We start from the raw sequence: 21,525 nt of genomic DNA, 5'->3' as shown, positions 1-21,525 counted from the left end.
CCCCTTGCGCCGACCCCGAACGACCGGTCACCCCCACCCGTCGCGCTGCGCAATTCTGGCACAGATCACCGACATCGAGCCGGATTCACACCCGCCTGGCCTGCGGCGAAACCACAAGTCTCAACTTCAACTCGAGACCCACCTGTCACACACTCGCTCGATGGGCGACAATAGACCGGTGAACGACGCACGAAGCACCACCCAGCACCTCGACTCGGGCGATACGGGGGCCACCGAAAGGGGCTCTCGTCTGTACCCGCGCGTGACCAGTTTTCGGTCGAGGCGCGGTGCTCTCACCGACGCTCAGCAGACGACCTGGGACTCGCTGTGGCCACGTATCGGCCGTGACGTCGGCGACGACAAAGTCGACATCGACGCATGGTTCGGCCGTGAGGCACCGGCCATTCTCGAGATCGGTTCGGGAACCGGAACCGCGACGACGTCGATGGCGAAGGCCGAACCGCACGTCAATCTCATGGCCGTCGAGGTGTATCGGCCAGGACTCGCGCAGACCTTGCAGCAGATCGAACGCGACGAGATCGACAACATCCGTCTGTTCCGCGGTGACGCGATGGACGTACTGGAAAACATGTTGACCTCGGAATCACTGACCGGTGTTCGCGTGTTCTTCCCCGACCCCTGGCCGAAGGTTCGACACCACAAGCGCAGGTTGCTGCAGGGTCCGACGTTCGCGATGATCGCAGATCGGTTGAAGCCCGGCGGCGTGCTCCACGTCGCGACCGATCATGCCGAGTACGCGGAATGGATCGCCGAAGCAGGGAACGCCGAGCCCGGATTGTCCGTTCTCGACTGGGAATCTCCGATGACACACGAGCGGCCCGTCACCAAGTTCGAGGGCAAAGCCCAGCTTGTCGGCAGCTCGGTGACGGAGCTGATATGGGGGAAGAATCCACGATGAGCTTCAGCGAAGACGTGACCGACACCGCGGTTCCTCCGACATCTCATTCCTCGGGCGCCACGACGGGCCTCGACACGAGTGATTCTCGACACACCAAGCGCGTTCTGCTCGTGTGGGACGCACCGAATCTCGACATGGGACTCGGCGCGATCCTCGGTGGTCGTCCCACCGCGGCGTACCGACCTCGATTCGATGCGCTGGGCCGATGGCTGCTCCAACGCACGGCCGAGCTCTCGGCCGGCGAGAGCTCGACGCTCGAACCCGAAGCCACTGTATTCACCAACATCGCCCCAGGTAGTGCCGATGTAGTTCGCCCCTGGGTCGAGGCTTTGCGTAACGTGGGCTTCGCGGTGTTCGCCAAGCCCAAGGTCGACGAGGACAGCGACGTCGATGCCGACATGCTGGACCACATCGAGCTGCGGGGTCACGGTGGTGGTCTCGCAGGCGTCATGGTCGCCTCCGCGGACGGCCAAGCGTTCCGTGGGCCGCTGGAGAGCATCGCTGCAACTGGTGTGCCCGTTCAGGTGCTCGGATTCCGCGAGCACGCGAGCTGGGCGGTCACGTCGGAAACGCTGGAGTTCCTCGATTTGGAGGACATTCCCGGCGTGTTCCGCGAACCTCTGCCGCGGGTGAGCCTGGACTCGCTACCGGACGAGGGTGCATGGTTGCAGCCGTTCCGCCCACTGTCCGCCCTGCTCGTCGGGCGCCAAGGAGTTTCTTAAGTGTTCGCCAGATGGGGAGATCTCGTCTACCGCTTGCGGTTCACCGTCATCGGCGTGATGGTGGCTGCCCTTTTGGGCTTCGCAGCGTACGGACTCGATCTGAACGACCATCTGAGCCAGAGCGGCTGGGACGACCCCGGCTCGGAATCGGTGGAGGCAGCGCGACTCGCCGACCAGACCTTCGGACGTGACAAGCAGGGCGACGTCATCGCGCTGTACACCGCCCCCGAGGGCAAAACCGTCGACGACCCGGAGTTCAACGCGAAGGTCACCGACAGCCTCAACAACCTCGTCGCGAACAACCCCGATCAGATCGAGAAGATCAACGGCACGTACTTCAAGGTCGACGGCGTGGTCAGTGCACCGGCACTCGCCACCGCCGATCGCACCCACGCGATCGCGAGTATCGCAATACTCGGGGACAACGACACCCAGCTGACGAACAATTTCCAGGCCGTCAAGGACGTCTTCTACATCGACGGTGTCGATGTACAGGTCACCGGTCTACAAGCCGTCGCGGGCGCGTTGCAGTCGACGATGGCCGGCGATATCCACCGCATGGAACTGCTTGCCATTCCAGCCGTTGCAATCTTGTTGTTCTTCATCTTCGGCGGCATCGTCGCCGCCGCACTGCCGTTGATCGTCGGCGGTCTGACCGTGGTCGGCGCCAATGGCATCGTCAAGGTTTTCACCAACTTCACCGAGGTGAACAGCTTCGTCGCGCCCGTGGTCTCACTCGTCGGACTCGGCTTGGCGATCGACTACGGATTGTTCATCGTGTCGAGGTTCCGAGAGGAACTCGGCGACGGCTACACCACCCGGCAGGCTGTCCGACGGTCCGTCATGACGGCGGGTCGAACGGTCGTCTTCTCGGCGACGATGATCGTCGCCAGCCTCGGCGGACTGTTGCTCTTCCCACAGGGCTTCTTGAAGTCTGTCGCATACGGCTCCATCGCTACCGTGGCTCTCGCAGCACTGACCGCAATCACGATTCTCCCTGCGATGCTCGCAATCCTGGGACCACGCGTCGACGCGCTCGGCCTGAAGTTCATGCGCAAGACAAAGTCTTCCGAGGAAATCGAGAACGGAATGTGGGGCAAGCTGACCCGTTGGGTCATGCGCAACCCGCTCAAGGTGACCATTCCCATCGTTCTCGGCCTCGTACTTCTGACGCTGCCCGTGGGCAACATCAAGTTCGGCGGTATCAACGAGACGTACCTGCCGCCCGACAATGTCACGCGTGAGGCGCAGGGCGAGTTCGACACCCTGTTCCCCGGTCAGCGCACCGAGCCGATCAAGGCCGTCATCCAGAACGCGCAGGGCTCCAATCTCGCTGCTATCACCAGCCAGCTCAATCAGGCGCCCGGTCTGATCGAGAAGTTCTCGCCGAACGGCGCCAGTAAAGACGGCATCATCGTCTTCAAGGCAGGCCTCGTCGACCGCAACGACTCCAAACCGGCAATCGACTATCTCCGCAGCATCGACGTCCCCGATGGCGCGACCGTGCAGATCACCGGTACCCCGGTGATCGAACAGGACTCGATTGCCGCTCTGATCGACAATCTGCCGCTGATGGCGTTACTCGTCGTTCTCGTCGTGACTCTGCTGATGTTCCTGACGTTCGGATCGTTGGTGTTGCCGATCAAGGCCGTCCTCATGACGACGCTCGGCCTCGGCGCGACGATGGGAATCCTGACGTGGATATTCATCGACGGCAACGGCTCGAGCTTCATGAACTTCACCCCTGGGCCGATCATGGCACCTGTCTTGGTGCTGATCATCTCGATCGTGTTCGGATTGTCGACCGACTACGAGGTATTCCTCCTTTCTCGCATGGTCGAGGCGCGCGAAAAAGGCGCGAGCACCAGTGAGGCCATTCGCGTCGGCACGTCGCACACCGGACGCATCATCACCGCGGCCGCTCTGATCCTCATCGTCGTCACCGGTGCCTTCGCATTCTCGGACTTGGTGATGATGAAATACATCGCGTACGGCATGATCGCGGCGCTCATCATCGACGCCACCCTGATCCGTATGTTCCTGGTGCCCGCGACGATGAAACTGCTCGGCGACGATTGCTGGTGGGCTCCAGCGTGGATGAAGCGAATCCAACGCAAGCTCGGGCTCGGTGAAACCATTCTCGAAGACGAGCTCATGCCCGCCGATGTTCCCGAACTGGCGATGGCGGGCGCGGCTCCGCGCACTACGGTCGCACCGCCGCTGCGACCGACACCGAAACAGAGCGAACCCCTCACCGAGCCGATCCCCGTCGTCGCGCCGACTGCATCCGGTCCGATCCGCGCGACACACGTCGCGAAGGAAGACGAACGGCGTTCGGCGACGGGTAAGCCCTCACACGCGGCCGAAGAACCGGCAGTCCCGACGCCGCCGGCAGCATCCACCGGTGTCTCGGCTCCGCACGTACCGCCCCTCGGCGGTTCGACGCCTCCGGCCGCTGTGCCTCCCCGGCCCAAGCCTGCTCGTCCCACCCCTACGGCGCCCCCGGTTCCGCGTCAGCAACCACCCACGCGCGAACCCGCCAGGTCGAACGGCCATCGCCCGTCCGCACCGGACCCGCGGTCGATCGAAAGCTGGCTCGCCGACCTTCGCGCGCCGTCGGCGCCTGCACGTCCAGAGCCCACCCCCTCGGAACCCGCTCGTCCGGAGGCAACTCGTTCCGAACCCAAGCGCCCGAATGTCGAGTCCGAAAACCGAACGCCGAGCGGCTCCAGCACCTCGGTTCCGAACGGCTCGGTTCCGAACGGCTCGGTCTCGAACGGCTCGGGATCCAACGGCAGCCGTTCCGGCACCAACGGCTCGAATGGCTCCAACGGCAGCGGTTCCAACGGCAACGGCAGCGGTTCGAATGGCTCCGGCTCGAACGGGACCTACGGGCGCCTTCCGTACAACGGCGGATCGGTCATCCCCACCAACAACGGCACACACGGCTCCAATGGCTCGGAGCGCACGAACGGCAACCCCAGCAGCACGGTTCCGGCGAACGGTTCCGGCGCGAGCGGCCCGAGACCCGGAGGAATTCGGGGATACTCACAGGACTCGAACAGTCCTGCTCGAACCGCAGCCGCTGGTGAGAACACGACCGGATCGCCACAACAGCCACGCCCGTCGAGTGCGCCACGCGCCCGCTACGACATCTCGACCAGAAACGCACCACGCACGCCAGGTCCCGAGGACGAGCCGAACCAGCAACGTTCGGACGCGCCCGTACCGGAACCGGGTTCGACTCGTTCGTCGCGCCGGGCTGCCGAGCAGGACGACACCGACAGCGGACGCCACCGCGGCGGCGACGGACGCCAGGCGTTGAGCGTGAGCGAGCTGCTCGCACGCGAACGGAACAAGTAGCGGCTCTCGGAACCGTCGATCCCAGCATTAGCCGTCGGGGGGTCGACGACCTGGTGTAGCTGTGCAATCGACACACCTCCGTCGTTGGACGTTGTCTCGAGTCACAAGCCGGGCACGGAACGCAGCTCGTCCCCCGCCCGTTGGCCTTGAGGGCCGTCCCGTTTCGACAACAAGATCGATTACATCGAGGAGCAGTCGCGAGTGTTCGCCACCTGGGGAGATTTGGTCCACCGATGGCGCTACACGGTGCTGGGCATCATGGTTGCGGGTCTGCTGGCCATGGCTGCGTACGGGGTCGGCTTCGAGAATCATCTGAGCCAGGGCGGCTTCGACGATCCCGGTTCGCAGTCGGTGGAGGCCGCCGACCTCGCCGACAGAACGTTCGGCCGGGACGCTCAAGGCGACGTGATCGTGCTGTACACCGCGCCCGAGGGCAAAACTGTCGACGATTCCGACTTCACCGCTGCTGTGGTCGAAAGCCTCGAGTCCCTCGTCGCCGACCATCCCGACCAGATCTCGAAGATCAACGGTACGTACTTCAAGGTGGACGGGGTTGTGAGCGCAGCAGCGCTGGCCACCGAGGACAAGCGCAATGCGATTGCCAGCATCGCGATCGTGGGCGACAACGACACGCAACTGACCAACAACTTTCAGGACGTCAAGGACGCCTTCTACGTCCCCGCCATCGAGGGGCAGGGCGGTGACGTCCAGGTCGCCGGGCTACAAGCCGTCGCCGGGGCACTGCAGTCGACCATGTCCGAGGACATCCACCGCATGGAGATCCTCGCGATTCCTGCTGTGGCGGTGCTTCTGTTCTTCGTTTTCGGCGGCGTCGTCGCGGCCGCACTCCCCCTCGTCGTCGGTGGCCTCACCGTGGTCGGAGCCAACGGAATCGTGCGGCTCTTCACCAATTTCACCGAGGTCAATACCTTCGTCGCACCGGTGGTGTCCATGGTCGGTCTCGGACTCGCGATCGACTACGGACTCTTCATCGTGTCGCGATTCCGAGAGGAACTGGGCGACGGACGGTCGACGAAAGAAGCGGTGCGACGCTCCGTAATGACGGCCGGCCGAACGGTGGTGTTCTCGGCGACGATGATCGTCGCGAGTCTCGGCGGGCTACTGCTGTTTCCCCACGGTTTCCTCAAATCGGTTGCGTACGGGTCCATTGCGACCGTCGCACTGGCTGCACTGACCGCCGTGACGGTTCTGCCCGCCCTGCTGGCCATTCTCGGCGCCCGGGTGGATGCGCTCGGACTGAAGTTCATGCGCAAGACCAAGTCGTCGTCCGAGATCGAGAACGGCATGTGGGGCAAGCTGACCGGCTGGGTGATGCGCAGGCCGGTCAAGGTCGCGATCGCAATCGTTCTCGGGTTGCTGGTTCTGACGCTTCCGGTGGGCAAGATCGAGTTCGGTGGCATCAACGAGACGTACCTCCCGCCCGACAACCCGACACGCGTCGCTCAAGCTCAGTTCGACGAACTCTTCCCCGGTCAGCGCACCGAACCCCTCAAGTTGGTCATCGAGGGCGCTCAGGGTGCGTCCCTGGGCCAGATCACCGCCCAGGCGAATCAGGCTCCCGGCCTGGTCGAGAAGTTCGCACCGGAGGGCTCGAGCAAAGACGGAATCATCGTCTTCAAGGCTGGACTGGAGGATCGAAACGACTCCTCCGAGGCCATCGAATATCTCCGTGGTATCGACATCCCCGACGGCGCAACGGTATCCGTCACCGGTACCCCTGCCATCGAATTCGATTCGATCGCCGCGCTCGAGGATCGACTGCCCTTGACTGCGTTGCTCGTCGTATTGGTTGTGACACTGTTGATGTTCCTGACGTTCGGATCGCTGGTGTTGCCGATCAAGGCCGTACTGATGACCGCGCTCGGCCTCGGCGCGACCATGGGGATTCTGACCTGGATCTTCATCGACGGCCACGGTGCGAGCCTGATGAACTTCACGCCGGGGCCGATCATGGCGATGATACTTCTGCTGATCGGTGCGATCGTGTTCGGATTGTCCACGGACTACGAGGTTTTCCTGCTCTCGCGCATGGTCGAGGCCCGAGAGAAGGGGGAGAGCACAACTGATGCGGTGCGTATAGGTACGGCTCATTCGGGTCGCATCATCACCGCTGCTGCCCTCATCCTGATCGTGGTCACCGGGTCCTTCGCGTTCTCAGATCTGGTGATGATGAAATACATCGCGTACGGAATGATTGCGGCCTTGATCATCGACGCCACCGTCATCCGAATGTTCCTCGTCCCCTCCGTCATGAAGCTCCTCGGCGACAGCGCGTGGTGGGCACCGAAGTGGATGAAGCGAATTCAGCAGAGGCTAGGACTCGGCGAGACATACCTGTAACCGAAATCCCTTCGCGCTGCACCCAGCATGGGTGCAGCGCAAAGGGACGACAGGCGCGTGGAAGTCAGTTCGCCGCTCGTTCGGCGAACACCTTCGCGTAGCGCGTTCCGGCGAACAGCAGGAGCAATCCGACGACGACGAAGGCACCCACGCGAAACAGCCCGTCGAGCGCACCGAGGTCGAAGAAGACGAGTTTCGCCACCGACGCTGCAGTCAGCGACAACCCGGCCAACAACGCTGCGTGAGCATACTTCTCGGTCCGCAGTCCGAGAATCAGCAATGCCATCGCTGCTGCCATCCACTCGATCGTCGCAGCGCAATGACCGGCGACGAATCCAGTGTTTCCACCGATCGCCGCGACCCCGAGCGCCACGGTTGCCGACGTCAGCGCATACAGCGACACAACCCCTGCTCCGATCCAGCACGCTTGCAGATTCTTGTCGGTGATCTTCAATCGTGCACCGACGTGCACCAGGCCGACGGCCACACCGACCAGCAGAATGCCGGCGACCAAGGTGCCGAATTCGTCTGCGGCGTAACGTTGATCGACGATGGACACCGGCGGTGATGTGACGAGGTAGCCGAGAGCACCGAACGCTCCGAACGCCGCGCCGACGTAATATGCCAGCGCGGATGACGCGCTATACGCCAGTGCCACCATGACGGCGGCCACTACGAGGAGCGCGAGTGGGCGGAGTTCGATCGACGTCGGGACCAGAACAGCCTGCAGTAGTGCGGTGGCACCGACGAGAGCGAGAACAACTCGGGCGATGCTCGGCAGCCAGCGCACCGCGGCGATCACCACCGCGCACCCGACGGCGACCAGGCCCTCGACGAGCGATGCGGTCCACGGCGTCAACACGGTTCCCACCACCAGCACCGGTATTGCCGATACCCCGAGTGCAATCGCTGCCACGGTGTCACCTGCGTTGCGGCGGAGCAGTTCCGCCGAGCTTCCGACACCGAATATCGCGATGAGTGCGGACACGATCAGGATGGGAAGCGATTCGGCATCCGATGCGCTCCAATCGGCAGCCTGGCCGATCCCGATCAAAGTAACTGCCACAACGGGAAGTGTGCGTGCGACCTGCAGGATCGGCCAGTCGCGACCCAGTTGAGCGGTGAAGCTCGCGATGTACGTCGCGGCGAGAAACGCAATGAGCGACAACGTGATTCCGCCGGTGAGGATCGGAGCGCAGACTGCCACACCGGTCAGAATCAGTACTGCCATCGGCTGGGAACGCCACGATACCGCCAGTGCGACGCCTGCCGCGGCGATTCCGAACGCTGCGGCCAACCCGAGAGCGGGTACGAGCCAGTCGTAGATCACCGTCACCGCCACGACGTCCAAGTAGAGGCCCGCGATTCCCGTTGCTGCCGTGGCGATCCCGCCGATGCGGCCGCCCGGTTTCGCGAAGATCCGCGAGCCGGCGTACACGAGCCCGGCCGATAGCACCGCACCAGCACCCACCCGCAGTTCAGGGCCGAACCACCCGGCCTGCGCAGCCAGTGCTAGCAGCATGACCACACCGACGAGCGTGACGCCCGCGCCGGCCACTGCGAGGACTCGGCTGATCACGCCGTCACGTTGCCACCACGGCTCGGCCTTCGGGATCGACTTGCGGACGGGCGGAGACGGATAGGGCGCATAGGGAAGGGGCGCGGCCGAGGTCGGCGGTGCCACAGGCTGGGGCTGGGGCTGCATCTGTTGAGGCGGCACAACCACACCCGAGGGCACAGCCATCCCTGGGGGCACGCCCTGTCCCATCGGGGGATAGGTCGGCACGGAGTACTGCACGGGTGGACGCTGCGGTTGTGTCAACTGAGTCTGGAGCGCGCCCAGGTCTCCCGACACTCGGCGCATCTGCTCACTCAACGACGCGAACTGGCTCGCGAGGCCTGAAACCAATCGCGGATCGATCCCTGGTGTTGTCATACGTAGATACTGAACCGCGAAATCCGCTCAGGCGTGAGTAGTACTACCTGCTCGGCATGGGTACTTATCCGACGCCGTTAGTGCCCGAGCATTCGTCTGAGCGAGGTACCGAGGGGGTGCTTGGCCGTGATCGAACCGAATCGAACACGACCGCGGACGACGACATGCAACCTGCCGATGGGTGGACCGGTACGCACCTTGTTGCTCGCGCTTGCGCCGACCGTCTCGACACCGTTGAGGTCGACCGTCGCCTCCGGCGGCACGACGAGCGTCACGCTGCTGCAGTAGTCGTCGATCGCGATCTCGACCACCTGCGTCGACATGACCGCTTGAGTGAAGTCGAGCGTGATCGTCGACATCTTGCTTTGTAGAGACATCCTGGGCGGGACGTGCCACGGTCCTTTGCGCGTCACCGTCGACATCGTGCCCTTGACGACATCACTCTGGCTTGCTGGCCAGTGGGGCGCGTGCGACTGGGCCGTGGTGCGGTCAGGTCGCATCGGCGGGTATCGATCAGGCGCGCTCGGCTGCTCGGCGACCTGCATGCCCGGCAGGTCGGCGAGGACCGAGTTCAGCTCGCCGCGGGTCTTCGCAGCAAGGGCAGTGTCCATGCGCTCGGTGAACTCACCGAGCGAGAGCATCCCCTGCCCCACCGCACGCTGCAGCAGCTGCCCCACGTGTTCCTTCTCTGCGTCGGACACCCGTAGATCCCTCGCCTCCATGCCCCCAGGATAGGGGCGGATCGACGAGTCGGCCATATTCGAGTACGTCGAGCATTCCGTTCACCGACGCGGGCCAGCCGAACTCTTCTGCACGGGTACGCGCTGCGATACGCCGTGCACCTGGTGCCAGGTCCATCACCCGCATCAACTCCGATGCCATCCCGGCTGCGGTGTCGTCGAAGTGCCCACCACATTCGGCCGTCACGATGTCGGCGAGTGCCGACGAACTCGAGACCACCACCGGCGTCCCCGTCGCCAGCGATTCCAGCGCAGCGAGTCCGAAGGTTTCGTGTGGCCCCGGCGCCAGCGCGACATCGGCGGATGCAAGCAGGGACGCAAGTTCGACTCGGCCGTCGACGAATCCGATGAACTCGACCGGTAAACCCCGTGCCCGACGCTCGAGTCCGGCGCGCCTCGGGCCGTCGCCTGCGACTACCAACTTCACATCTTCGCCCGAATCAACAAGTGCAGCAATCGAATCGATACTCCGATCGACTCGCTTCTCCACCGAAAGGCGTCCGCAGTGTACGAGTAGTCGCTGCGCGCTGCCGTGCCAGCGCGACCGTGTGCCCTCGGCTCGGCGACTCGGATGGAACATGTCGAGATCGACACCGAGCGGAACTTGGGAGATGTTGTCGGCACCGATTCGTTCGAACTCCCGACGAGCGAACGCTGTCGTGCACACCACTGCGTCGTAGGACTGCGCCGTGCGTCGATTGGCGACGTCGGCGAAGGTCCGAGCGAGCGACGCCGGGAGCACCTGGCCCAACAGCCTGTCGAGGCGCTCGTGGGAGATCATGACGCTTCGCACTCCGCGCCGGGATGCCCACGCACCCATACCGCGGAGGGTCAACCGATCCGACACCTCGATCACGTCGGGACGCAGTGCCTCGGCTATGTCGGCGGTAGTGCGCGGGTCGACCGCACGGTATCCGCCGGTCATCGGGATTTGTCTTGCCGGCCGTGTGATGCGAAGTACGCCCGAAGGCAGTACTTCCTCGCCCGGCGCAGCGCCAGGCACTACGAGGATCACCTCGTGACCCCTGGCCACGTATCCCGCACCCAGTTGATCGACAGCCGTCCGTAACCCACCGGACCTCGGACCGTAGAAATTCGCGAGTTGCACGATGCGCATTGCAGCGAGTGTGGCGACGCGGCATGACCAGGTGGCTACGGGCGGACGAACACTACTGGCTCGGCGGGTGTCGATCCGGGTGCCAGAGCATTCGATAATCCGAAAACCGACTCACAGGAAGGTTATTGGATGCTCGGCCTAATCGGCCTCAACCCCGACACCCACCGCGATCGTTACGCCGGTTCAGGACAGCGCCCACGGGGAAATATACCGCAGTGCACGTTTTTTCCGGTCGTACGACGGGTAGATTTCACATGGTGGAGATCACCATCGATGCGACGGGATCGGCGCCTGCAGGCGCCGTCTGGGAGCGTTACATGGATCCGAGCCACTGGTCGCACTGGGCCACGCACATTGCCGAAGTCGAATACCCCGAGAACCGCCTCAGCGGTGGCACATCCGGCCGCGTCGAAGGTCCGTTCTGGTTCCAGGTGGACTTCGACATCGTGTCGGTCGACGAACTCGGATGGACGTGGACGTGGAACGCGTGGTGGCGACGTCGGTCGATCGGCCTAACTCTGAAGCATGGGGTGGCCTCGCGCCCCGATGGATCGAGAGCGTGGATCACCGTGTGCGGGTCCCCAGCACTGGTTGTTCCGTACGTCCCGCTCGCCAAGCTCGCACTTGTGCGTTTGGTTCGACGCTGAACGTCATTCTGTGCGCGTAGTGGTCTTCGGGTCCGTCGGCGTATCGGTGACGTCCTCGGGGGCGGGCGTCGGGAGCGAAGACTCTTCCCCCGAACCGTCGAGGTGCCCGTCGAACTCCTCGATCGCTTCGCCGCGCTCATCGGGGCTCTGGCCTGTGTCGGCGTCTTCGCCTCGGCTCTTCTCGCGAGGGTCGACGGTGGTGTCCACAGGCTTGTCGGTATCGGTCATGACTGTGGTGTGCCCCGGCGTGCGTGCCAGCAAACCCGAGAGTCACAACCCCTGTTCGATTGCGTACCGCGTCAACTCGACCCTGTTCGCCAACTGAAGCTTGCGCAGCGTTGCCTGGACGTGGTTCTCGACGGTTCGATGACTGATCGTCAGCTTTGTCGCTATCTGCTTGGAACTCAATCCTTTTGCGACCAAACGCAACACTTCGGTCTCGCGGTCGGTGAGTGTGGGACGCGACGCCGACTCGGCGGCAGGCGGGCTGCTCGAAATCCTGCGATACTCGCCCAGCACAAGCCCTGCAAGCCCGGGCGTGAATACGGCTTGTCCTGCGGCAGTGGAGCGTACGGCTTCGTACAGTTCCTCCGCGGATGCACTCTTGACCAGGTAGCCCGTGGCGCCCGCCTTGATTGCGTCGAGCACGTCCTCTCGCTCCGCCGACGCCGACAACACCAGAATGCGGCTGTTCTTCGAACTCGCGAGAACCTCGGTGGTCGCATCGGCGCCGTTGCCGTCCGGCAGATGCATGTCCATCAGCACGACGTCGGGTTTCGTCGCTTTCGCGCGTCGTCCTGCGGCGCCGACGCTGTCCGCAGTCGCCACCACGGCGAACCCCGCCGCTTCGAGATCGCGCGCAACTCCGTCGCGCCACATCGGGTGATCGTCGACCACCATGACCGTCACATTCTCGCCCATCACGGCTTTCCCTTCGGTACCCGGATTTCCCACTCGGTCCCGGCGTCCACATCCGTCTCCAGTAAGGCCGTACCGCCGATGGCCGCGACCCTGCCCAATATCGACTTCGACACTCCCATGCGTCCTTCGGCTTCGGCGGCCGCGAGCCGACCCGGTGCGATACCCCGACCGTCGTCGCGAATACTCACGATGATCTCGTCGTCGACGTCTTCGAGAAGAACGTAGGCACGGGCACCCTCGCCTGCATGCATCTCGACGTTGGACAGCGCTGTCGCAACGACTGCCGAAATCTCCTCCGCAACAATCCTGTCCACCAGAACTGGATCCGGCGGTGCGGACACCGACACCGTGGTACTTCCGCGCAGCCGCAGTAGGCTGCGCAGGTCCACCTGGTCGGAATCCAGCCGACTCGGCTCGCGCTGTTCCGAGATGAGCATGCGCAGCGCGACCTCCTGCTCGCCGGCCAGATCAGCGAGTTCTGCTCCTACACCGCCTATTTCGGAACCACGGCGCCGAACCAAAGCGAGCACCTGAAGCACACCGTCGTGCACTTGTCGAGCGAGCCGCTCTCGCTCCTCGGTGATTGCCGCGAGCCGAGCAGCGCGTTCGAGTTCGGCGTGCGCACGCCGAGCAGTGTTGCTGGCCAGACCGAGCGCAAGCCCGACTGACAGCAGCACGGGCGCCGTAGCGTCGGTCCACAGGTCGAGATCAACCTGATCACGCACCACCGCGCTCACCACCGACAGCAGAACTCCGGAACCGACGCCTCCCCTTGGCCCGAACAGTATTGCCGCGGAAATCACCGCATTGGTGGCCCACAAGGTGGTGGGCAGTGTCTGGTGCGTGCTGTACCAATCGTAATCCGCCACGAGCCTTGTCGACGCCATCAAGCCGATCACGACGAGCTGATCGGCGAGCACGATCTTCCACCGCGGCATGGCGGTGCGGGACAGCAGAGAGGCGGACAGGCCGGTCCAGACAGCCATGAGCGCCACGAAGAACCAACTGAGTCTCGCGTTGCTGTAGTACCCCATGGACGCGACTTGATAACTGACGGCGTACACGAGAGTGATAAGCCGAAATGCCTGCGACGCGCGCCAGAGTGGGGTGACTGCGTCAGTCACTTCGAGGTCCATCGGTGGTATCGGGTTTCTTCAAGCTGCCCGGGTCGAGTTCACGGTTGAGCGCGTGCGGGCTGTCCGCTGTCGCCGGGTACAGAGGTTCGGAAGAGTCGTTCTCCTCGAGTTCCTCGTACACCTCGTCCGGATCCTCGGCGAGTAGCGAACGAATCGCGGTGTTGAGTACGGCCACGATCGGAACGGCGAGCAGGCCTCCTACGATGCCCGCGAGCAGAATTCCGACGGTGATCGCGAGCACCACCGCAAGTGGATGGAGTCGAACTGCACGGCCCAGTAGAAGTGGCTGCAACACATGACCTTCGAGTTGCATGACCGCCACGACGATCCCCAGAGTGATCAGCGCCGTCAGCAGGCCCTTGGTGACGAGGGCGATGAACACCGCGACGAAACCGGTCAGGAACGCACCGACGATGGGGACGAACGCTCCGATGAAGACGAGCGACGCCAGCGGAAGGGCAAGTGGGACGCCCAGAATGGCCAGTCCTGCCCCGATTCCGATGGCGTCGGCGGCCGCGACGGCGACCGTCGCGCGCACGTAGCCGACGAGTGATCCGAAACCTTGACTGCCCGCCAACCGAATTCGACGACGGGCGGGTGTCGGGGCGATCCTGGTGACGAACTCCCAGATCTGATCGCCGCCGTACAGAAAGAAGATCAGTGTGAAGAGGGTCAGCGCCGCGCCGGTGAGTATCTCGCCGATGACGGTTGCCGTCGTCAACGCGCCCGACGTCACAGCTGCCTGGTTGTCCTGAATGACTTTGACGAGGTTGTCGCTCGCCTGGCTGATCTGGTCCTGACTGATGTGCAACGGCCCGTCGGCCATCCACTCCTGCACGTCGTTGATGGACGTCGTGAACTGGTCTCCCAGCTGCGGAAGGCCTTCGATGAATTGCTCGACGACGAACGTCATGATGCCGGCGACGACGCCTATGCTCGCGATGATGACGATGACGACGGCAGCCGCGCGCGGGACTCCTCGCCGTTGCATCCAGTCGACGATCGGCACCAGCATCGCCGAGGCCAGAAGCGCAAGGCCGAGCGGAATGACGACGGTGTCCAACCTCGCGACGACGAAGAAGAAGGTGATGAAGCCGGCGAAGATGACCAGCAGTCGCCACGTCCATTCGGCGCCGACCCTGACGAGGGGGTGCACCGAATCGGCAGGAGTGGAGTCTGCGGAATGACCAGATGAGGCAGGAGTGGAGCCCGCGGAATGACCAGATGAGGCAGGAGTGGAGCCCGCGGAATGACCAGATGAGGCAGGAGTGGAGCCCGCGGAATGACCAGATGGGGTGTCCGCGGGACGGCCGGAAAGTACCTTTGACGCTTCTGCCTGCGGCTCGCGTTCGGTCACCCGGTAAATTTAACCTGTGCTGGCATCTTTGAGAGCGGTCTCGCTCACCCTGAAGAGTCGCTGGCCGCTCTATATGCTCTCGATGTTGCTGTCGAATCTGTTCGGCGCGGTTCTGGTGTTCGCATTCGTTCGCTACGGTCTCCCCATCGAGGAGTCTCAGTCGATCGTCGCCGATCGGGTTCGGAACGTCTACATCTTCGGCGCTTATCTGGTGTTCGCAGGCACGATCAGCCTGTACTACGCGGCGCGCATGCTGCGTTCGGTCATTCGATGGCAGCTCCGCGGGGGGCCGCCGACGCGTCGGGAACAGATGACGACGCTGCACGCTCCCCTTCGTCAGGCCATCGTCCACCTCGTGCTGTGGGTGATCGGTGGAGTGCTCTTCGTCCTGCTTACCGTGACCGAGATGCCGTCCCTGGCAATTGCAGTGATCGTCACCGTCATCATGGCCGCGACGGTGACCTTCGGTTTCACCTACATGCTCGGCGAGCGCATCTTGCGCCCCGTCGCGGCGATGGCGTTGAGCGAGGGTCGTTTCGATCGGACCATGACGCCCGGCGTCGGGACAAGAATGGCAATGACCTGGGGCTTGGGCACCCTGATGCCCGTTATCGGGATCATCTTGCTCTGTGCGACGCAGCTGACGACGGACCTTGTGTTCTCCACCAACTCGCTCGCTATCGCAATCATTCTTCTCAGTGTGCTGGCGATCGGGCAGGCGTTCATTCTGTCCATGCTCACCGCGAGCCAGATCTCCGATCCGATCCGGCAACTCCGCCGAGCCATCGAACGTGTTCAGCGCGGCGACAACGACGTCGAGGTCGACGTGTTCGACGGCAGCGAGATCGGCAGATTGCAGGTCGGCTTCAACCGCATGATGGAGGAATCCGCTGAGCGACGGGTCTTGAGGGAGCTATTCGGCCAGCACGTCGGCGAGGACGTGGCCCGACGCGCATTGCAATTCGGTACCGAATTGGGCGGCGAAACCCGCTTCGTCGCCGTCCTCTTCGTCGACATGGTCGGTTCGACGGCGACGGCCTCCGAGCGTCCACCCGGCGAGGTGGTCGTACTCCTCAACGAGTTCTTCCGTGTCGTCGTGGACGTTATCGACCAGCACCACGGATTCGTCAACAAATTCATGGGCGACGCCGCCCTCGCGATTTTCGGCGCTCCGCTCGATCGCCCGGATGCGCCGACCGCCGCGCTCGCTGCCGCCCGTGACCTGCGTTTCGCTCTCAACGACATCACCGGGCTCGACATCGGCATCGGCGTGTCAGCCGGCCTCGCCGTTGCGGGAAACATCGGCGCAAAGGAACGGTTCGAGTACACGGTCATCGGAGACCCGGTCAACGAGGCATCACGATTGACCGAATTGTCCAAACTCCGACCAGGCCGGGTGCTGGCGTCGACCTCGGCGTTGTACTTCGCCAGCGACGAGGAGCAAGAGCACTGGGAGCTGGGAGATCAGGTTCAACTGCGCGGGCGAGGCAGACTCACCCACCTCGCCTGGCCCGTGGAGCATCCCTGAGCCCGCCGAATCGGACCGCCATTGTGGTTACCCTGTGAAGGTGGCCGAACCCAGACCCGAGCACGTGGCCGCGGCTCCTCGTAAGAGGAACCGCCTCCGCTGGCTCAAGTGGCTCGCGGGGTTCGCACTCATTGCGCTGCTCGTCGGCGAGGGAATCTACCTGTGGCCGCGTCTGCACGAATCCTGGCAAGCACTGACCGAGATTCACTGGGGCTGGCTCGCTGCATGCATCGCCACCCAGGCAATCTCGCTCAGCGCGTTCGGTCGAGTCCAGAAACAGCTGCTTCAGGCCGGCGGCGTCCGTGTTCGGCAGTCCAAGTCGCTCTCGGTCATCTACGGCAGCACCGCGATGGCACTGACCCTTCCCGCCGGCCAGGTGTTTTCCACCGCCTTCACCTACCGCGAGACCAGACGATGGGGTGCAAGCCCGGTCGTCGCGTCGTGGCAGCTCGCTATTTCGGGTGTCATCGCAGCGGCCGGTCTTGCCGTCCTCGGCGTCGGCGGGGCGCTGTTGGTCGGTGGATCGGTCAACACCTTCACACTGATCCTGCCCATCGCGGGAGTTCTCGCCATCGTGCTCGCGGTCCGATACGTCTCGGCGCACCCACAATCGATCCGTAGCGCTGCGCGATGGGTGCTGCACAAGGTCAACGACTTCAGGAACCTGCCCGCCGACGCCGGTCAGGAGCGAATCGACGAAATCATCGAGCAGGTGCAGTCGGTTCAACTGGGTAAACGCGACGCCGGGCTGACCATCTCATGGTCGGCCGTCCATCGACTCGCCGACGTGGCATGTCTGGGCTTCGCCTGCTTCGCCGTCGGTGCGGATCCCCGACTGTCCGGCCTGCTGTTCGCATTCGCCGCCGCGAAAGCAGTCGGATCGGTCCCCCTGGCTCCCGGCGGACTCGTCGTCGTCGACGCCACCTTGATCGCCTTGCTGACGAGCGCGGCGTCCATCAGCGCTTCCCAGGCAGTCGCGGCCGCCTTCGTCTACCGAGCGGTGAGTTTCATCCTCGTCGCAATCGTCGGCTGGATAGTTTTTCTGGTGATCTTCCGAAAGCACCAGCCGAAGGACCTCGAGTACGACATCGCGCTCGAACAACGTGAGGCCAAAGAACTGCACCGGGAGAAGCAGGCGAACCTGGACATCCCGCAGCCTCCCACCGACCGGGCAGACCCCGAACCGGCCTAGTCCGGGCGGGGCCGGGGTGACCGAATGTCTGTTTCGGTCTCCCGCAGTGAGCGAATGTCTGTTTCAGTCACTCAGATTGAGCGAATGTCTGTTTCAGTCACTCAGAGTGAGCGAATGTCTGTTTCGGTCACTCCGAGCACCCCCGAACCACCTACCGCGCCAGGGTCATGATTTCGGCGCCGTGTTCGGTGATGGCGACGGTGTGCTCGCTGTGCGCGGTGCGGCATCCGGTCGAGCTGCGGAGTGTCCAACCGTCGTCGTCGACGATCAGTTCGGCCGTATCTTCCATGACCCACGGTTCCAGTGCGAGCATCAGTCCGGGACGCAAGGTGTAGCCGCGGCCCTTCTTGCCGGAGTTCGACACGTGCGGATCCTGGTGCATCGTTGATCCGATGCCATGACCACCGAATTCGGTGTTGATCGGGTAGCCCGCTTCCCGTAGGACCGAGCCGATGGCGTGCGAGATGTCGCCCATGCGCACTCCGGGGCCCGCTGCGGCGATAGCTGCTTCGAGCGCACGCTCCGTAGCGTCGATCAGCGCGACGGATTCTGCGGGCGCGCTCTCGCCGACAATGAAGCTGATGGCCGAGTCGGCGGCAACACCTCCCAGTACGACGGCGAGGTCGAGGGAGAGGAGGTCGCCGTCGGCGAGGGCGTAGTCGCGCGGAAGCCCGTGCAGCACAGCATCGTTGACACCCGTGCAGATGTAGTGGCCGAACGGGCCGCGCCCGAACGATGGCGAGTAGTCGACGTAGCAGGAGGTCGCGCCGGCGTCGAGAATCATCTCCCTCGTCCAGGCGTCGATCTCGAGAAGGTTTGTGCCGACGCCGGTCCTACTTTTCATCGTCTGCAGAATTCGGCCGACGAGCGCGCCCGATTCCTTTGCCTGGACCAGCTGGGCGGGGTTCAGAATTTCGATCATGCTGCGCCTTTCACACGCGGTCCAATAACTATACCGGCCAAACTATACCGACTTTACGTATCGCCGTCCGGTCTCGAAAAACTTCCCGGGAATAGATGCGGACCGTGGTCCGGTTGTGTAAGATACAACTTGAACCTTCAACCACTCAGGAGTTGCTATGACCACCGCGATCGCATTGCCCGAACTGTCCGCAGGAACCTGGACCATCGACCCGACCCACTCCACCGTCGGATTCACCGTGCGCCACCTCGTGGTCAGCAAGGTCCGCGGCCGTTTCCAGGCATTCACCGGCGCTATCACCGTCTCCGAGGACGGCACACCTTCGGTCAACGCCGAAATCGACGTCGCCTCCATCACCACCGACAACGAGCAGCGCGACGGACACCTGAAGACGGCCGACTTCTTCGAGGTAGAGAAGTACCCGACCGCAACCTTCACCTCCACCTCGGTCAAGGCCGACGGCGGCGACTTCGTCGTGACCGGCGACTTCACCCTCCACGGCGTCACCAAGTCCATCGACCTCAAGCTCGAGTTCAACGGCGTCAACGCAGGCATGGGCAACGGCCCGGTTGCGGGCTTCGAGGCCAGCACCACGATCAACCGCAAGGATTTCGGCATCAGCATCGACATGCCCCTCGAAGGCGGCGGCGCTGTTGTCGGCGACAAGATCGTCCTGACGCTCGAAATCGAAGCCGGTCTCGCTGCCTGATCGCAGCTTCGCTGCCTGTGCGTGCGTAGTTACCGTCGAAGGTAATTACGCACGCACGGGTGCCGAAGGCACAATGAACCGGTGAACACACGCACACCCGTCATCGCGGCGGCGATCGACCTCGTTGCCGTACTCGTCTTCTGCGCCATCGGACGCCGAAGCCACGACGAGGCCAACGCGATCACCGGACTCGCGCACACCGCGTGGCCCTTCGTGATCGGCGCTGTGGTCGGGTGGGCCGCCACTTGGGCGCTCTACCGCGACAAGTTCAACGCCTACCTGATCCTCCCGACCGGCATCGTCGTCTGGGTGTCGACGGTTGTCGTCGGCATGATTCTTCGCGTGATCAGCGGGCAGGGAACCGCAGTCAGTTTCGTCATCGTGGCGTCCACCGTTCTCGCCGTTTTTCTGCTCGGCTGGCGCGCACTGGCAAGGTTGTTACCCGCTCCGAAAAACTGACCAGATCTACGCCGATTTGCGGCGAAAACATGGGACAGTTCACTAATGACCGATGTACAACGTAAGCAGGACACCGCGTTCTTCGGGCAACCGTTCGCGCTGGCAAATCTCTTCGGCGTGGAGATGTGGGAGCGATTCTCGTTCTATGGGATGCAGGGCATCCTCATCTTCTACCTGTACTACTCGACGGCCGACGGCGGTCTCGGCATTTCCGAGAGTTCGGCGACATCGATCGTCGGCGCATACGGCGGCACCGTCTACCTCTCGACGATTCTCGGAGCGTGGATCGCGGACCGACTGCTCGGCTCCGAGCGAACACTGTTCTACAGTGCCGTTCTGATCATGCTCGGACACATCGCACTCGCTGTTCTGCCGGGGTTCCTCGGCGTCGGAGTGGGTTTGGTCCTCGTCGCGTTCGGCAGCGGTGGCCTCAAGGCCAATGCGACCTCACTCGTCGGCGATCTCTACGACGAAAAGGACACCCGCCGCGACGCCGGTTTCTCGCTCTTCTACATGGGCATCAACCTCGGCGCGTTCGTCGGACCTCTCCTGACCGGATTAGCCTGGGACACCGCTGGATTCCATGCCGGCTTCGGGCTTGCTGCAGTCGGCATGGCGCTCGGGCTCATCCAGTACACACTCGGCCGCAGACACCTGCACGGAATCGGCGCGACCCCTCCCAACCCGCTGCCGTCGAACGAGCGAATCAAGTGGGGCGGTATCGCTCTCGCTGCGATCGTTGTCATCGCCTTGCTCTCGGTGTTCGGGGCGATCACTGCGTCGAACATGTCCGATATCGTTGTCGGCCTCACTGTCGTCGCGGCCATCGGTTACTTCGCACTCATCTTGTCCAGCAAGAGAATTACGCCGATCGAGCGACGACGTGTCATCTCGTTCATTCCGATGTTCATCGCGAGCGCCGCTTTTTGGTCACTGTTCCAGCAGCAATTCACGACGGTGCCGCTGATCGCCAACTCGAAACTCGATCGCAACCTCTTCGGTTGGGAGTTCCCGCCGAACTGGGTTCAGTCCATCAACCCGGTCTTCATCATCATCTTCGCCGGTGTGTTCGCCGCGGTGTGGACAAAGCTGGGTCCTCGGCAGCCATCGACCCCGCTGAAATTCGCTGCGGGCGTGTTCATCATGGGCCTGGCGTTCCTGGCCTTCGTGCCATCCCTCTCCGGCAGCACCATGCCGTTGCTCGCGCTGGTCGGCATCCTGCTGCTGTTCACGTTCGCCGAGCTGTTTCTCTCCCCGGTCGGACTGTCGTTGTCCACCAAGCTCGCTCCGGAGAACTTTCACACCCAGATGGTTGCGTTGTTCTTCCTGTCCGTCGCATTGGGCTCTGCGATGGCGGGAACATTGGCCGGATACTACGACCAGGACAACCCGAATCCGTTCTTCTACACCGTCGGTGGGGTCTCGATCGCCGTCGGAGTCGCCCTCGTAGCCCTCACACCGTGGATCAAGAAGATGATGAGCGGCGTGCAGTAAGC

The 21,525-nt window shown here is 63.5% G+C and carries 18 protein-coding genes; 10 read left to right on the top strand and 8 right to left on the bottom strand.

Translation table 11 applies throughout. The features are described 5' to 3' along the window. The first annotated feature begins 160 nt into the window (after nucleotides 1–160). From trmB to D8W71_RS05845, 4 genes are all read left to right on the top strand, one after another. The gene (trmB, locus tag D8W71_RS05860; RefSeq protein ID WP_121111799.1) at nucleotides 161–919 is read left to right on the top strand and encodes a tRNA (guanosine(46)-N7)-methyltransferase TrmB; all 759 of its coding nucleotides are present in this window, start codon (nucleotides 161–163) and stop codon (nucleotides 917–919) included. Further along, a complete protein-coding gene (locus tag D8W71_RS05855) occupies nucleotides 916–1,641 on the top strand; it encodes an NYN domain-containing protein (RefSeq protein ID WP_121111797.1) in 726 nt (241 codons plus the stop codon). The genes trmB and D8W71_RS05855 overlap by 4 nt, the downstream gene beginning before the upstream one ends. Further along, a complete protein-coding gene (locus tag D8W71_RS05850; RefSeq protein ID WP_121111795.1) occupies nucleotides 1,642–5,004 on the top strand; it encodes an MMPL family transporter in 3,363 nt (1,120 codons plus the stop codon). Nucleotides 5,005–5,205: 201 nt separating this feature from the next. After that, entirely contained in the window at nucleotides 5,206–7,365 is a 2,160-nt protein-coding gene (locus D8W71_RS05845) for an MMPL family transporter (RefSeq protein ID WP_121111793.1), read from the top strand. A gap of 64 nt (nucleotides 7,366–7,429) precedes the next feature. Here the strand turns inward: D8W71_RS05845 and D8W71_RS05840 are convergent, their stop codons facing one another. The 3 genes from D8W71_RS05840 to D8W71_RS05830 all read right to left on the bottom strand — a co-directional run bounded on the left by D8W71_RS05840 (nucleotide 7,430) and on the right by D8W71_RS05830 (nucleotide 11,158). Beyond that, complete coding sequence (locus D8W71_RS05840; RefSeq protein WP_201265271.1) at nucleotides 7,430–9,301, bottom strand: DUF2339 domain-containing protein; 1,872 nt, start codon at nucleotides 9,299–9,301, stop codon at nucleotides 7,430–7,432. A gap of 77 nt (nucleotides 9,302–9,378) precedes the next feature. Beyond that, nucleotides 9,379–10,023 carry a DUF1707 SHOCT-like domain-containing protein gene (locus D8W71_RS05835; protein WP_121111789.1) on the bottom strand — a complete coding sequence of 215 codons (645 nt, stop codon included), beginning with the start codon at nucleotides 10,021–10,023 and terminating at the stop codon, nucleotides 9,379–9,381. Continuing rightward, nucleotides 9,926–11,158, bottom strand: a complete 1,233-nt coding sequence (locus D8W71_RS05830; RefSeq protein WP_121111787.1) for a glycosyltransferase — start codon at nucleotides 11,156–11,158, stop codon at nucleotides 9,926–9,928. The genes D8W71_RS05835 and D8W71_RS05830 overlap by 98 nt, the downstream gene beginning before the upstream one ends. A 215-nt stretch (nucleotides 11,159–11,373) precedes the next feature. Between D8W71_RS05830 and D8W71_RS05825 the strand changes: the two genes are divergently transcribed. Beyond that, entirely contained in the window at nucleotides 11,374–11,805 is a 432-nt protein-coding gene (locus D8W71_RS05825; RefSeq protein WP_236077730.1) for a MarR family transcriptional regulator, read from the top strand. Between the two features lie 3 nt (nucleotides 11,806–11,808). Here the strand turns inward: D8W71_RS05825 and D8W71_RS05820 are convergent, their stop codons facing one another. The 4 genes from D8W71_RS05820 to D8W71_RS05805 are packed head-to-tail and all read right to left on the bottom strand — an operon-like array spanning nucleotide 11,809 to nucleotide 15,018. After that, nucleotides 11,809–12,033, bottom strand: coding sequence for an autophagy-related protein 2 (locus D8W71_RS05820; protein ID WP_121118654.1), 225 nt, complete (start codon nucleotides 12,031–12,033; stop codon nucleotides 11,809–11,811). Between the two features lie 42 nt (nucleotides 12,034–12,075). Then, complete coding sequence (locus D8W71_RS05815; protein ID WP_201265270.1) at nucleotides 12,076–12,726, bottom strand: response regulator; 651 nt, start codon at nucleotides 12,724–12,726, stop codon at nucleotides 12,076–12,078. Continuing rightward, on the bottom strand, nucleotides 12,726–13,862 hold the full coding sequence (gene macS / locus D8W71_RS05810; RefSeq protein WP_442972021.1) for a MacS family sensor histidine kinase: 1,137 nt from the start codon (nucleotides 13,860–13,862) through the stop codon (nucleotides 12,726–12,728). Before macS ends, D8W71_RS05815 begins: the two co-directional genes overlap by 1 nt. After that, on the bottom strand, nucleotides 13,843–15,018 hold the full coding sequence (locus tag D8W71_RS05805; protein WP_121111782.1) for an AI-2E family transporter: 1,176 nt from the start codon (nucleotides 15,016–15,018) through the stop codon (nucleotides 13,843–13,845). The genes macS and D8W71_RS05805 overlap by 20 nt, the downstream gene beginning before the upstream one ends. Before the next feature lie 274 nt (nucleotides 15,019–15,292). Here D8W71_RS05805 and D8W71_RS05800 point away from each other — a divergent pair, with 274 nt between their 5' ends. Continuing rightward, nucleotides 15,293–16,747, top strand: coding sequence for an adenylate/guanylate cyclase domain-containing protein (locus tag D8W71_RS05800; RefSeq protein ID WP_121111780.1), 1,455 nt, complete (start codon nucleotides 15,293–15,295; stop codon nucleotides 16,745–16,747). 40 nt (nucleotides 16,748–16,787) lie between these two features. Beyond that, nucleotides 16,788–17,939, top strand: a complete 1,152-nt coding sequence (locus D8W71_RS05795) for a lysylphosphatidylglycerol synthase transmembrane domain-containing protein (protein ID WP_236077729.1) — start codon at nucleotides 16,788–16,790, stop codon at nucleotides 17,937–17,939. Between the two features lie 151 nt (nucleotides 17,940–18,090). On the opposite strand, the gene map is transcribed toward D8W71_RS05795, so the two are convergent. Further along, nucleotides 18,091–18,861, bottom strand: a complete 771-nt coding sequence (gene map / locus D8W71_RS05790; RefSeq protein WP_121111776.1) for a type I methionyl aminopeptidase — start codon at nucleotides 18,859–18,861, stop codon at nucleotides 18,091–18,093. A 157-nt stretch (nucleotides 18,862–19,018) separates the two neighbouring features. Here map and D8W71_RS05785 point away from each other — a divergent pair, with 157 nt between their 5' ends. The 3 genes from D8W71_RS05785 to D8W71_RS05775 all read left to right on the top strand — a co-directional run bounded on the left by D8W71_RS05785 (nucleotide 19,019) and on the right by D8W71_RS05775 (nucleotide 21,523). Then, nucleotides 19,019–19,570, top strand: a complete 552-nt coding sequence (locus tag D8W71_RS05785) for a YceI family protein (RefSeq protein ID WP_121111774.1) — start codon at nucleotides 19,019–19,021, stop codon at nucleotides 19,568–19,570. 81 nt (nucleotides 19,571–19,651) lie between these two features. Beyond that, nucleotides 19,652–20,029 (top strand): DUF3054 domain-containing protein, encoded by a 378-nt coding sequence (locus tag D8W71_RS05780; RefSeq protein WP_121111772.1) that lies wholly within the window; start codon nucleotides 19,652–19,654, stop codon nucleotides 20,027–20,029. Between the two features lie 45 nt (nucleotides 20,030–20,074). Next, nucleotides 20,075–21,523, top strand: coding sequence for a peptide MFS transporter (locus tag D8W71_RS05775; protein ID WP_121111770.1), 1,449 nt, complete (start codon nucleotides 20,075–20,077; stop codon nucleotides 21,521–21,523). Nucleotides 21,524–21,525: the final 2 nt, after the last annotated feature.

This window comes from Rhodococcus sp. P1Y (genome assembly GCF_003641205.1).
In the GTDB taxonomy this organism is placed as follows: Bacteria; Actinomycetota; Actinomycetes; order Mycobacteriales; family Mycobacteriaceae; genus Rhodococcoides.
This window is presented reverse-complemented; position numbering and strand designations above follow the sequence as displayed.